The organism is Arthrobacter sp. AB6 (assembly GCF_031844545.1).
In the GTDB taxonomy this organism is placed as follows: Bacteria; Actinomycetota; Actinomycetes; order Actinomycetales; family Micrococcaceae; genus Arthrobacter.
Genome location: NZ_JAUZVL010000014.1, coordinates 32,679 through 44,725, shown reverse-complemented (window position 1 = coordinate 44,725; position 12,047 = coordinate 32,679). Strand labels below are relative to the sequence as shown.

General features: G+C 67.7%; 13 protein-coding genes. 4 read left to right on the top strand and 9 right to left on the bottom strand.

What is annotated here, in order from left to right; translation table 11 throughout:
- Positions 1-50 precede the first annotated feature (50 nt).
- A complete protein-coding gene (locus Q9R30_RS12300) occupies positions 51-725 on the top strand; it encodes a TrkA family potassium uptake protein (protein ID WP_104997563.1) in 675 nt (224 codons plus the stop codon).
- Positions 722-1,471, top strand: coding sequence for a TrkA family potassium uptake protein (locus Q9R30_RS12295; RefSeq protein WP_104997562.1), 750 nt, complete (start codon positions 722-724; stop codon positions 1,469-1,471). The genes Q9R30_RS12300 and Q9R30_RS12295 overlap by 4 nt, the downstream gene beginning before the upstream one ends.
- Positions 1,472-1,492: 21 nt before the next feature.
- On the opposite strand, the gene Q9R30_RS12290 is transcribed toward Q9R30_RS12295, so the two are convergent.
- The 4 genes from Q9R30_RS12290 to dut form a co-directional block, all read right to left on the bottom strand.
- The gene (locus Q9R30_RS12290; protein ID WP_104997561.1) at positions 1,493-2,281 is read right to left on the bottom strand and encodes a DUF3159 domain-containing protein; all 789 of its coding nucleotides are present in this window, start codon (positions 2,279-2,281) and stop codon (positions 1,493-1,495) included.
- The gene (locus tag Q9R30_RS12285) at positions 2,278-2,667 is read right to left on the bottom strand and encodes a hypothetical protein (protein WP_311217745.1); all 390 of its coding nucleotides are present in this window, start codon (positions 2,665-2,667) and stop codon (positions 2,278-2,280) included. Before Q9R30_RS12285 ends, Q9R30_RS12290 begins: the two co-directional genes overlap by 4 nt.
- Positions 2,660-3,373 carry a DUF3710 domain-containing protein gene (locus Q9R30_RS12280; protein WP_104997560.1) on the bottom strand — a complete coding sequence of 238 codons (714 nt, stop codon included), beginning with the start codon at positions 3,371-3,373 and terminating at the stop codon, positions 2,660-2,662. The genes Q9R30_RS12285 and Q9R30_RS12280 overlap by 8 nt, the downstream gene beginning before the upstream one ends.
- Positions 3,374-3,477: 104 nt before the next feature.
- Positions 3,478-4,008, bottom strand: coding sequence for a dUTP diphosphatase (dut, locus tag Q9R30_RS12275; protein ID WP_311217744.1), 531 nt, complete (start codon positions 4,006-4,008; stop codon positions 3,478-3,480).
- 172 nt (positions 4,009-4,180) lie between these two features.
- On the opposite strand from dut, the gene Q9R30_RS12270 reads away from it, so the two are divergent.
- Positions 4,181-4,681 carry a DUF3093 domain-containing protein gene (locus Q9R30_RS12270; RefSeq protein WP_311217743.1) on the top strand — a complete coding sequence of 167 codons (501 nt, stop codon included), beginning with the start codon at positions 4,181-4,183 and terminating at the stop codon, positions 4,679-4,681.
- Here the strand turns inward: Q9R30_RS12270 and Q9R30_RS12265 are convergent.
- Positions 4,657-4,956, bottom strand: a complete 300-nt coding sequence (locus Q9R30_RS12265; RefSeq protein ID WP_311217742.1) for a DUF4193 domain-containing protein — start codon at positions 4,954-4,956, stop codon at positions 4,657-4,659. The two genes, Q9R30_RS12270 and Q9R30_RS12265, sit on opposite strands and share 25 nt — an antisense overlap.
- 208 nt (positions 4,957-5,164) lie before the next feature.
- Between Q9R30_RS12265 and sepH the strand changes: the two genes are divergently transcribed.
- A complete protein-coding gene (gene sepH / locus Q9R30_RS12260; protein ID WP_311217741.1) occupies positions 5,165-6,502 on the top strand; it encodes a septation protein SepH in 1,338 nt (445 codons plus the stop codon).
- Between the two features lie 44 nt (positions 6,503-6,546).
- On the opposite strand, the gene Q9R30_RS12255 is transcribed toward sepH, so the two are convergent.
- Genes Q9R30_RS12255 through Q9R30_RS12240 form a run of 4 tightly spaced genes read right to left on the bottom strand, consistent with a single transcriptional unit; the run spans position 6,547 to position 12,002 of the window.
- Positions 6,547-7,272: a thymidine kinase gene (locus tag Q9R30_RS12255; RefSeq protein WP_104997555.1), complete on the bottom strand. Its 726-nt coding sequence runs from the start codon at positions 7,270-7,272 to the stop codon at positions 6,547-6,549.
- On the bottom strand, positions 7,265-8,533 hold the full coding sequence (locus tag Q9R30_RS12250; RefSeq protein WP_234005548.1) for an alkaline phosphatase family protein: 1,269 nt from the start codon (positions 8,531-8,533) through the stop codon (positions 7,265-7,267). The genes Q9R30_RS12255 and Q9R30_RS12250 overlap by 8 nt, the downstream gene beginning before the upstream one ends.
- Position 8,534: 1 nt before the next feature.
- Positions 8,535-9,275 carry a DUF5998 family protein gene (locus Q9R30_RS12245; RefSeq protein ID WP_104997554.1) on the bottom strand — a complete coding sequence of 247 codons (741 nt, stop codon included), beginning with the start codon at positions 9,273-9,275 and terminating at the stop codon, positions 8,535-8,537.
- A gap of 42 nt (positions 9,276-9,317) precedes the next feature.
- A complete protein-coding gene (locus Q9R30_RS12240) occupies positions 9,318-12,002 on the bottom strand; it encodes a GNAT family N-acetyltransferase (protein WP_311217740.1) in 2,685 nt (894 codons plus the stop codon).
- Positions 12,003-12,047: the final 45 nt, after the last annotated feature.

Genomic DNA, 12,047 nt, shown 5'->3' with positions numbered 1-12,047 from the left:
GCGGTAGAGTTCTAGCAGCAGGAGCTTGACAGGAATACAGAGGAGAGACCGTGGCGCATTTCGTGATCATGGGATGTGGCCGGGTAGGGGCAACGCTGGCGCACACGCTGGAGGACGCCGGGCATTCCGTGGCCATCATCGACCAGGACGACCGCGCCTTCCGCAGGCTCCGGCAAGGATTCACCGGACGCAAAGTCACCGGCGTCGGCTTCGACCGGGACACCCTGAAACAGGCCGGCGTGGCTGAAGCGTACGCGTTCGCCGCCGTCTCCAGCGGCGACAACTCCAACATCCTTGCCACCCGGGTAGCCAGGGAAACGTTCCACGTCCCCCACGTCGTGGCCCGCATCTATGATCCCGGCCGTGCCGAGATCTACCAGCGCCTTGGGATTCCCACCGTTGCGGCCGTGCGCTGGAGCGCGGACCAGGTACTGCGGCGTATCCTGCCCGAACAGCACCTCGCAGGTGATTTCCGGGAGCCGTCCGGACGCCTGGTGCTCGCCGAGCTCGACCTCGACGCCAGCTGGATCGGGCAACGGGTGAGCACCATTGAGAAAGCCGCCGCTATCCGGGTGGCGTACCTGACCCGTTTTGGTGAGGGACTCCTGCCGGACGCCGCCACCGCCTACCAGGACGGCGATACCGTGCATGCGATGCTGCAGGTTGACCGCAGCGCCCAGGTAGCCCATATCCTCGCCAAAGCACCCGCCAAGGAGTATCAGTGAAAGTCGTGATTGTGGGTGCCGGCAGCGTCGGCTCGTCCATCGCCAGGGAACTGCTGGCGCACAAGCATGAGATCCTCCTGATCGACCTCAAACCGGAGGTCATTGGACGCAGCGGCCTCCGCGGCGCACACTGGCTGGTGGGCGACGCCTGTGAGCTGAGCACGCTGCAGGGGGCCAAAGTGGAAGACGCAGACGTGGTGGTGTCGGCCACCGGCGATGACAAGGTCAACCTGGTGGTTTCCCTGCTGGCCAAAACCGAATTCGGGGTGGGCCGCACCGTGGGGCGGGTGAACAACCCCAAGAACGACTGGATGTTCAACGATTCCTGGGGCGTTGACGTCGCCGTCAACACTCCGCAGCTCATGACCGCCCTCGTGGAGGAAGCCGTGGAGATCGGCGACCTGGTCCGGCTGCTCACCCTCCAGACCGGCGTTTCTTCCCTCGTGGAGTTCACCGTGCCGCACGACTCGCATGTGATCGGCCAGACGGTCGGCGACATCCGGTGGCCGGAGGATTCAACCCTGGTGGCCATCCTGCGTGATCATGCTCCCATCACGCCCAGCCGGGACGACGTGATCGACGGCGGCGACGAGTTGTTCTTCGTCACCACCATTGCAGCTGAGGACCACCTGCGCGCCCTGTTGGCGCCTGACGCCCTTGATACGGCCGGGGAGGCGGACGCTCCGCTGCCGGCCGGGGCCAGGGGCGCGCAGCAGGCGCCCGAGGACGACGGGTTCGAGGGCTAGGACGATCCGGCCGTCAGGGCGTCAGGCTTTCCGGCCCGCGTCCTCCCCGTTGGGGTCCGTGCCGGCGTCGACGGGGGCCGGCCGTGTCACCAGCCAGGCAATCCAGACACCCAGGATGTACAGGGGCGCGCCCATGATCAGCCGGGTGGTGGCCAGCGCGGCTAGCCCGTCCGGGCCCATGAGGTAGAGCGGAACCTGCACCACGAGCCGAAGCACCAGGACCGCAACGATGATCCAGGTGCCGAGCTGGTAGGCCCTGACCCGGGCGGGATCCTTGCGCCAGTCGAGGCCCTCGTTCCGGATGAACCCGAAGAGCAGACCGGCCACCGGCCATTTGAGGAAGATGGAGAGCACCATCGCCAGGATGTAACCGGCGTTGGTGAAGAAACCGGGGAGGTAGAAATCCTCCGCCTTGCCGGTGCTGTTGGCGAGCCAGGCCGAGATGCCTACGCCCACCACACCGGCCAACGCCTGGGTGAGGGGGCGCCGCTGGACCAGCCGGACCACGGTGAACACCGCGGCGGAAGCCAGTGCCGCCACCAGGGACAGCGTCAGCTCCCTGGTAATGGTGAAGGCAACCAGGAACATGAGTCCGGGCACGATGCTTTCGGCAATGCCCTGGACACCGCCGGCACTGCGCAGGACGTCCACCCGGCCGTCGTGCGTCCGGTGCAGCCCCGCCTTGGCCGCGTACTCCGCCGCAAGGCCGGCCACCGGTGACGGCTCCCGGGCCGGTCCCTGGCTTCCATCACGGCCAGGGGTGCCGTTGCTTGGGGGTCCGGAGGACGGGTCGGGCTGGGGCTCGGTCATTCGTTCTCCTGGCGGGACAGTATTTCGTAGCGTGGGTTGAACATGGTAGGCAGGCCTTGGCTGCGGGACAGCATTCCTTCAAGCCGGAGCTCGGCGCCGGCTTCGATGCCCGGCACGCGGCGGCGCCCCAGCCATACAACCCGGAGCCTGCCATGTGCCTTGGCCTGGCCGGACTGCCTCCTGCCGGGTTCGGCCCGGCCTGGTTCGGCGCGGCCCGGCTCGGCGTCGGAAACAATGGCGGTGAACGCAGGTGCCTGGTCCGCCGGGAGGTACGTCACCGATTCAATGCGTCCCTGGCAAACGACGCGGCCCTTGTCCGGAAGCTCATCCAGGGAGAGAACGGCAGGGCGGGGCTGGAGCCCGTCCCCGGGTGCCGCGTCAGCCAATCTGTGTGGTTTCCGGACCACGTTCCGGTTCCCCAAGGGAAGGGGCAGGCGGAGGAGGCGTGGTGGCCGCGTCCTTGGGCAGGCGCAGCTGCAGCAGGTCGCGGGGCGGCATGGGGCTGTCCCCGCGGATCACCACAACCTGCCTGAACAGCGCCTCCAGCGGCTCGGCTGCTTCACGTTCCAGGGCCGCCGGACCGCCCAGCACTCCGCGAAGGAACCAGCGCGGTCCATCCACGCCCACAAAGCGGGCCACCCGGTAGCCCTGGCTGCCGTCGGGAAGCCCCGCAGGCAACTTGGCCACGAGTTCGGTCCCAAAGCTGCCGTCGATCTCTTCCACCTGGCCACCCTGCGCACCCACGGACTGGCCGATCTGCTCGCGAATCTCGTCCCACAGGCCCTCGGTCTTGGGAGCGGCGAATGCCTGCAGCTGCAGGCTGGAGCCATTGAGGTCCAGCGTCACCGCAACGACGCGCTGGGTGGCTTCCTCGACCTCAAGGCGCAACTGGAGGCCCTCGCTGGGCGTGATCAGCAGCGCGCCCAGATCCACGTAGCCGTCGCGGCTGGTGATTTCGGATTCATCAAAGGGGCCGTTCGCCCGGATGCCCGCGGCGGCCGCCATGTCGGCGGAAGCCTCCGCGGCGTTCAGGGAGTCGTCCGGTTCGGCTGTCTGTTCCTTCTTGGCTTTCCTGCCGAGCCCAAAGACCATGAGGGTGTCTCCTTAGTTGTGAAATGTGCCGGTCCGGCCCGTGGGGGTCCCGCCGTCCTGCTGTACGCGCCCGGCAGCAATACTGCCCGAACGGAAATCGTTCTTTAGGCCCCCGGCGGGTTGAATCCGCCGGTAGATCCGAATCCTCCCGTACCGCGCACGGACCCGCTCAATTCATTGACGGGGATGAACTGCGCGTGCTCCACACGCTGGATGACCATCTGCGCAATTCTATCGCCGCGGCGCAGCTCAATGGACTGGTTCGCGTCGGTGTTCAGCAGGGTGACGGCTATTTCACCCCGGTATCCGGCATCAACCGTTCCGGGGGCGTTGACGATGGTCAGGCCGTGCTTGGTGGCAAGCCCGGACCGCGGATGGATCAGGGCAACGAAGCCCTCAGGGAGGGCAATTGCCACTCCCGTGGGCACCAGCTTTCGCTCCCCCGGCTGCAGGACAACGTCCTCCCTGGCACGAAGGTCGGCGCCGGCGTCACCAGGGTGCGCGTACGACGGCGCCTCAAGGCCTGGATCCAGCATCTTCAGCTGCACCTGCAGTGTGGGCGCCGCGGCCGACGCCGCCAGGCCGGCAGGTGCTGCTGCGGGGAAGGTGTCTACGGCTGCGGAATGATCAGTCACAGTCACTCACTCTAACCCGCGCCCATCGTCCGCACCTAGGCGCGGGCGCCCGCCGGCGCCTGCCAGCACCTACCGGGGGCGGCAGGCACCGTGCCGGCGGGGAGTGTGCAGCAGGCGCCGGGACAGAAGCGGCCGGGATGAAATAGCGAGGGAAAGATGGAAAGCTTGCGTCATGCCCGAATCCAGTTCCGCCGCGCCCGTTCCGAACACACCATCCGCCGAAGCTGCAGTGGTCTACCGGGAAAAGCTGTGGCCCAATGCCTGGATCTGGATCATCGCAGCGGGCATCTCGGGTGCCGGAATCCTGGTGTTTGCACCTATCAGCGCGGCTGCGGGCTACACGGCTGCGGTGGTGCTCTTCACGATCATCGCCGTACTCCTGATCCTTTCCACCCCCACCATCCTGGTCACCGAAAACACCCTGACGGTGGGGCGGGCAACCATTGAACGCCGCTTCGTGGGTGCCGCCCAGCCATTCCGCGGTGAAGAAGCGACGGCGGAACGCGGCACCCGGCTGAACGGCCTGGCCTACCTTTGCATCCGTGGCTGGATTGATCCGGTCGTCAAAATCGGCATTACCGACCCCTCGGACCCCACGCCCTACTGGCTGGCTTCCACCCGGCACCCGGACAAACTCGCGGCAGCCCTTCAGCCCTCACAGTCCCTGCAGTAAAACCGGCCGTCCTTCTCCCTGGCGATCTGGGAGCGGTGCCGTACCAGGAAGCACGAGGAGCAGGTGAATTCGTCAGCCTGGGCCGGAACCACCTGGACCACCAGTTCCTCGCCGGAGAGGTCCGCGCCCGGCAGTTCGAAGCCGGCCGCAAGCTCGCTTTCGTCCTCATCCACCACAGCAACCGGTTTGTCCGCGCGGCGCGCCTTCAGCTCTTCCAGGGAATCCGCCGTGGCGTCTTCCCCGGACTTGCGCGGCGCATCGTAATCGGTGGACATCGCGGCACTGGCCTTCTTCCTGACGTGTCCGGGACAACACCCTTCATAACGCAGGGTGCACCGGGTCGGTGCCCGGGCGGAAGGCCGGGGGTACCCGATTTGCGAGCCTTGTCCCGGAAAATCGCGGCGCGCCCTGCCCCTTGACCGAAAACCCGCCCCTCGGGTGGCAAAGTTTCGAGTGATAGTAATGCCAGGGTGGAGGATTTGTATGCAGGATCTACGGCTTGTAGGCGTACACGACGACGGGACTCACCTCCTGTTGAGCGGGGCCGGCGGCGAGATGTTCCAGCTGCCGATCGACGAAGCGCTGAGGACGGCCAGCCGGCCTGCGGTTAAGCCGCGTGCTGAGCGGCCAGGAGTTCCGATGTCCCCACGGGACATCCAGGCGCGGATACGCGCCGGTGCCACCGCAGCCGACGTCGCCGAGCTTTCCGGGCTTCCGCTGGCCAAGGTTGAACGGTATGAGGGGCCGGTCCTTGCCGAACGGGAATATGTAGCCCAGCAGGCCCGAAAAGTGGAAGTGGCCACTCCTTCCCCCGGCCATGACGGCTACCGGTCCGCGTTCGGCGACAACCCTGCCACGCTCAATGACATGGTGGGGCACCGGCTCGCCGCCCATGGCATTGACCCGGCAACGGTGGAGTGGGATTCCTGGCGTCGCCAGGATGGGACCTGGACTGTCTCGGCCACCTTCGAAGCCAAGAAGGGCAACACCCCGGGCATTGGTGAGGAGCCCCCGGCACTGTGGACCTTCAGCCCGGCGCGGAAGTCGCTGCAGAACGCCAACCGGTGGGCCCAGCAACTGAGCGAACTGGAACCCCTGGACGGTCCCGTTCCTGCCCGCCGGCTGTCGGCCGTTTCCGACCGGCCCTTTGACTTTGAAACCGATGCCGATGCCGCTCCCGGAAGCCAGGGAGGCAACCCCGGCCAGGCCCCGGGCAAGGAAAAGGAATCCGACGGCCTCCTGGACATGCTGCGTTCGCGCCGGGGCCAGCGGCTTGGCGTGGATGAGGATTCCGACGACGCGCTGGCCCTTCTCCTCACGCACGGCGTGCCGGCCGCCCATCCCCGGCCCTCCGAGGTCACGCCGGAAGCGGATGACGAGGACGCGGAGCCGGAGGCGGACCGTGGCAGTGCCCCCGCTGCCCAGGGTGATGCCTTCATCCGGCGCCGGGACGCCCGCCCGTCGATGCTTTCCCGGCTGAGCCTCATCCCCCCGCACCCGGACCCGGTGGACGACAACCTCAGGTTGCACAACGGTGTCAGTACAGACACCCGGGAGATAACAATCGTGGCATCGCCCCAGTGCCCCTCCGGTTCAGCGGATCCTGACGCGGCACGCGGCAACGGCGCCTCAGGCAGCGGAGCAGGACTGGACGAACTGCTGGGCGGCAGTCCGCGCCGGCCGGCACCGCGGACTGACGATAACTCCCCCACCACCGGCCAGCTTCCGGAAACGGGCGCACCGGAAAGGCAACCTGCAAGGCCCAAACGCTCCAGCGTTCCATCCTGGGACGAGATAGTCTTCGGGACCCGCGGAGACTAGGTACTGCCTGTGCGCCGGCCAGCCGGCGCCGGAGCACCGGACGCTTAGGCGCCCGGCCCGGTTGCGCCGGTGCCGCGCCATAGGCACGCATCCACCTCGAAAGGCAGCAGCGGGTCCTGCTCAGCCATGAGGTTGGCACCATGGGCCGTGACGCGCCGCATGAAGTGGCGCCGGCAGAGGGTTTCGTAGCCCACAACGGGAATGTGGCCTGCTGCGGGAGCCGCTGCTCCATCAAGGGCCATGTCGACGTCACCCACCACCACCTGGGCGCCTTCGGTGACCATGACGCCGTCCACCGTCCTTGCGTTGTGCGTTGCCCGGCGGCCGCACCAGCACAGGGCCTCCACCTGCAAAACCTGCACCCGGTCCGCAAGTTCGATCAGCCGCTGCGAGCCGGGGAAAAGCCTGGTGCGGAAGTCGGCGGTAATGCCGAAGGCAAAAACGTCGACGCCGATCTCGTCCACGACTTTCGCCAACTGTTCCACCTGCTCCGGCGTATAGAACTGTGCCTCATCGCAAATCAGGTAGTCGACGCGCTGGCCCTGGGTGCGCCGCAGCATGACTTCCTCCCAGAAGTCCGTGCCGTCCGCCACCTCCACTGCGTCGGTTTCGAGGCCGAGCCGGCTGGAGATGCGGGATTCGCCGGCACGGTCGTTGCGGCTAAAGCGCACACCGCCCCGGCCCCGGGCACGGTGGTTGTGATCCATCTGCAGTGCGAGCGTGGATTTGCCGCAGTCCATGGTGCCCGAAAAGAAGACGAGTTCAGCCACGGCGGACGCTCCTGCCCCCGGCCGTGAAACACAGCAGCGGAACCTCCCGCTCAGCCTTGGTCAGTGATCCGTGCTGGCCCACGACTTCCATCGCAGTGGGGCGGACACGCCGTGTGTCATACAGTGCCAGCTCATCCCGGGCCGCAATCATCACGTCTCCGATCCTGCCCTCGACGTCGGGCCGGACCGGACCGAAGAGGCCCGCCGCAATGGCGTCCTCCCTGGTGAAGGCCCAGACACGGGCACCGAACCGGCCGCGCCAGGCCGCGAGAAGCCGTTCGCGTGCACCGGCGTCGGGCCCCGTGCCGTCCGCTCCGGTTTCCAGGTAGAGGTGCACCATGCGCGGTTCGCCGGCCGTGTGCCGGACCCCTTCCACCAGCGCCGGGTCTGCTGAGAAGTCGATGCGCTGTTGTTCCGGCACATCCAGCATGCCGTGGTCCGCGGTCAGCAGGATGGTGGTGCCGGCAGGCAGGGAGGCATGCAACCGCTTCATGGTGGCATCCAGCTCCTCGAGCTGGTGCTCCCAGTGTTCGGACTGGCAGCCGTAGCGGTGTCCGGCCTTGTCCAGCTCGTTAAGGTAGAAGTACAACAGGGCGGGGCCGGGGGCGGCGAGGGCTTCTGCGGCGGCTTCCGTCCGGGCGTGCGAGGTGGTGCCTGCCACGAAGGTCCCGCCGCGCAGGGCAGCCCTGGTCATGGGCGAATCCCCGAACTGGGGAAGGCTGACCGTGGTGACGGCCGCCTGGCCTGCAGCCCGTTCCAGCACGGTGGGGAACGGCTGCCAGGCGAGGGGGTCCACCCCTGCGTCCCAGTTGCCGAGCATGTTGACCACTTTGTCCTGCGCCGGGTCCAGCACGTCGTAGCCCACCATGCCGTGCTGGCCGGGGGGCAACCCCGTACCGAAACTTGCCAGCGCGGCGGCCGTGGTGGAGGGAAATGCCGAGTCCAGCCACACAGGAACTTCCCCCTGCCCGGACTGGATGACGGACCTGAGGAAGGGTGTGTGCGCGGACCTCTGCTTCAGGAGGTTCCGGCCCAGGCCGTCGGCCACGACGACGCAGACCCGCGACGCCGCAGGAAGGCCAAGCGTATTGGTGAAGCCATCGAGGCCCAGGCTTGCCGCGGCGCTGGTCAGCACATCCGCTACGGAGCGCCGCCCGTAGGCGGGGGCGGGCGGAAGGTCAGCCGCCGCGCCTGCCTGGACTGGAGCGGCGTGCGGCGGAGCAACTGCGGCGGGAATGGTTAGGCGGCGTTCTTCCGGCATCTCAGCGCTGCTGGTGCCCGCGGCTCAGCCGGTTGCCGAACACACCCGGACGCGGGCGCGGAGGAAGGGACTGGATGTGCGGCACGGGAGCGGCGGAGCCCGTGTTGACTGCGCGCAGCGCACGGGCGAACAACTTGGCGTCCTGGACTGCCTGCAGCCCGTCCGCCTCAGCGCTGATCCGGAGGACGATGTCCTCCTGGGCAATGGTGCCGCTGTAGCCATGGTCGGCTTCGCACTGGGGATCACCGCAACTGGCGGGGCCCATGTCCAGCCGCTGGCCGCCGGACCAGGCGATGGACAGCGTCACCTCGCGCACGGGATCCGATGGCTTGTAGTTCTGCGGCTGGGCGTACATGTAGCTGAGCACCACGGAGCGGATCTGCGCCACGGGAACCGACTCCGTGGAGATCTGGGCCACGATCTGTTCACCGGCCTCGTCCAGCTGCTGGTCGTCCACATGGGTGATCACCAGCATGTCCGCGGTCAGCACCAGCACGGTGATGTGGCGCCGGACCTCGGCCCGGTCGAAGTGGGTTTCCAGGTGCACCAGGTGGGCTACACAGTCGCGTCCGTCCAGGGCGTCATCCACCACGTCGGCCACAAGGCGCGGGTAGAAACCGGCCTTCTGCAGTGCGCCGTCCAGGCTTTGACCCTGGGCACCGTGGTTGTGTGAGCTGTGGCGGACTGCCTGATTTTCATTGCCGGGCGTTTGGGGCGCCGACGCGGGAGGCTGTGAGCTCATTCCCCCATTTTCACAGATGGGCAGGTCACATTGCTAACCGCGTCAGCCGAGCATGGCGCGGCGGGCGCTGTCGGTGCGCTGGGCCGCGTTGCCGATCCGCACGTCCGCGGCCAGGATGACCGCACCGGAGGCCCCGCAAAGCACAGGATTGAATTCCAGCAGCGCGATCTCCGGGTGGCTGTCCTTCAGCCACGCGAGCCTGCCGGCAAGGTCCTCGAGTGCGGCAACGTCCACGGCGGGCAGGCCCTGGTAGCCGAACAGCTTCCGTGCCGCGCGCGGTCCGCGGATGAAGTCGTGCACGTCCGCCGCGGACAAGGGCGGCACCCGGTGGGCCCAGTCATCCAGCAGATTGACGGCGTCGCCCGCCAGCCCGAAGGAGATGACCGGCCCCAGGAGGGGGTCTTCGATGGCCCGGAAGGTGCAGGCCTGGCCAACGGGGGCCATGGTCTGCACCTCCAGGGCAGGATCGCCGTAGCGGGACAGGGTGCGGCGCATCTGGAGCACGTTCAGGCGCAGGGACTCGGCGTCCTGGATGTCCAGCCGCACTCCCCCGAGGTCCAGCCGGTGGCGCAGCGAGGGGTCGGTGGTTTTCAGCGCTACCGGCCAGCCGAGGGCCTCCGCGGCCTCGGCCGCCTCGTCAGGGGTGTCAAAGCCGGCAGAGGGCAGCACGGTAATGCCGTAGTGGCCCAGGAGGGAGCGCGTGGCTGCCGGGTCCAGCTGCTTGAGCTGCTCACCTTTCACGTCGCGGAGGTGGGCCTCGAGTTCGGCCCGGGCGGCCTGCGGATCGCAGCCTTCCGGTTCAACGAAATGTCCGTGGTCGCGCGAGACCCACTCGGCATACCGCACCACGGCCGCGAGCGCGGCCACCGCTGCGCCGGGGTTGGAAAAGCAGGGCACGGCACGCTCCCCGGCCCCCACCATCCCCTCAACGTAGACAGACGGATCCAGGATCCCGGTGAATGCGGCCACCACGGGTTTTCCGGACTTCACGGAGCATTCGGCCAGGACCTCGGCGATGCTGTCCACGGTGAGCCCGCGGGCCGGAAGCAGGGCAGCGACGGCTGCGTGGACGGCGTCCGACTCCAGCGCGGCGAGCAGGGCCGAGCGCAGGGCAGGAAGGGCAACCGACTGGCCGGCGTCGAGGTCCACCCCGGCCACCACCTGGCCAACGCCCAGGCCGTGCGAGGAGGCACTGTCTGCCACCACTTTGCCCAGCGCCTGGGAGTTGCTGAAGATGGCCAGCCCGGGCCCGGCCGGGAGCGGCTGGCCGGAGACCACCTGCGCAACATCCACCAGTTGCTCTATGGTTTCCACCCGGATGACGCCGGACTGGCGCAGCATGGCGTCGAGGGCTCCTGCCGGCGCCTGGGTGGTGCGGACGGCGTGCCCGGGCGGCAGCCGCAGCCCCATGGCGTCGGACTTGGCCACGATCACCGGCTTGATGCGGGCCAGACGGCGGGCCAGACGGGAGAACTTGCGCGGGTTGCCGATGGATTCCAGGTACAGGCCGACTGCCGAGGTGTCGGCGTCGTCCTCCCAGTACTGCATCATGTCGTTGCCGGAAACATCGGCGCGGTTGCCGGCGGAGAGGAAAGTGGACAGGCCCAGCCGCCGCCTGCTGGAGGCGGCGTAGAGCGAGACGCCGATGGCGGCCGACTGGGAGAACAGCCCCAGGCTGCCCCGCAGCGGCATCACGGGTGCCATGGAAGCGTTGAGCGACACGTCGGGGTGGGTGTTCACAATTCCCAGGGACGCCGGTCCTATCACCCGCATGCCGTTGGCCCGGGCCTGGCGCACCAGGTCCCGCTGCCTCGCGAGGCCGCGTTCGCCGTCGTCCGCGAAGCCCGCCGATGCAACCACCAGGCCCTTCACTCCGGCTGCGGCGCAGTCGGCCACGACGGCGGCGACTTCCTCGTAGGGGACGGCCACCACCGCAAGCTGGACGGGCTCGGGGACCTCGGAGAGCCTGCCGAAGGACATCATGCCAGCCAGTTCCAGCGCCTCGGGGTTGATGGCATACACGCTGCCGCGGAAGCCGCCCTCAATGATGTGCTCCAGCAGCTGGTACCCCACGGTCCCCCATTTTCGGCTCGCGCCGATGACGGCAACGGACGACGGCGTCAGCAGGTCGCGGACGCTCCTCGCCTCTGCGCGGTGTTCGCGGGATTCCATCACAGCCCGGGACTTTTCCGTGGGGTCGATGTTGAACTCCAGGCTGACGACGCCGTCGTCAAAATGCCGTTTGACGTCATACCCGGCATCGGAAAAGACCATCAGCATCTTGCGGTTTTCCGGCAGCACTTCGGCGCTGAAGCGGCGGATGCCGTTTTCGTGGGCGGCGGCGGCAAGGTGTTCCAGCAGGATGGAGCCAATGCCCCTTCCCTGGTGGGCGTCCGCGATGTTGAACGCCACTTCCGCCTCGGCGGGGTCGTCGAGCCGGTCATACCGGCCGATGCCGACGATTTCGCCGCCGATGGTGATGACGAACGCCACCCGGTCCCGGTAATCCACCTCGGTGAACCGCTTGAGCTCCTTGCTGGAGAGTTTGGCCTTGAACGCGAAGAAGCGCATGTAGATTGAATTCTGCGACTGTCCCATGTGGAATGCCTGGACAGCGTCCGCATCCGAGGGATGGATTGGCCGCAGATGCGCGGTTCCGCCGTCCCGCAGGACGACATCGGCTTCCCAATGTTCCGGATATTCGCCGTCCACGGGCTGATCCACCATAGGCTTAGCCTAGCCAAAATCTCCCGCAGCACCGCCGCTCGCGCA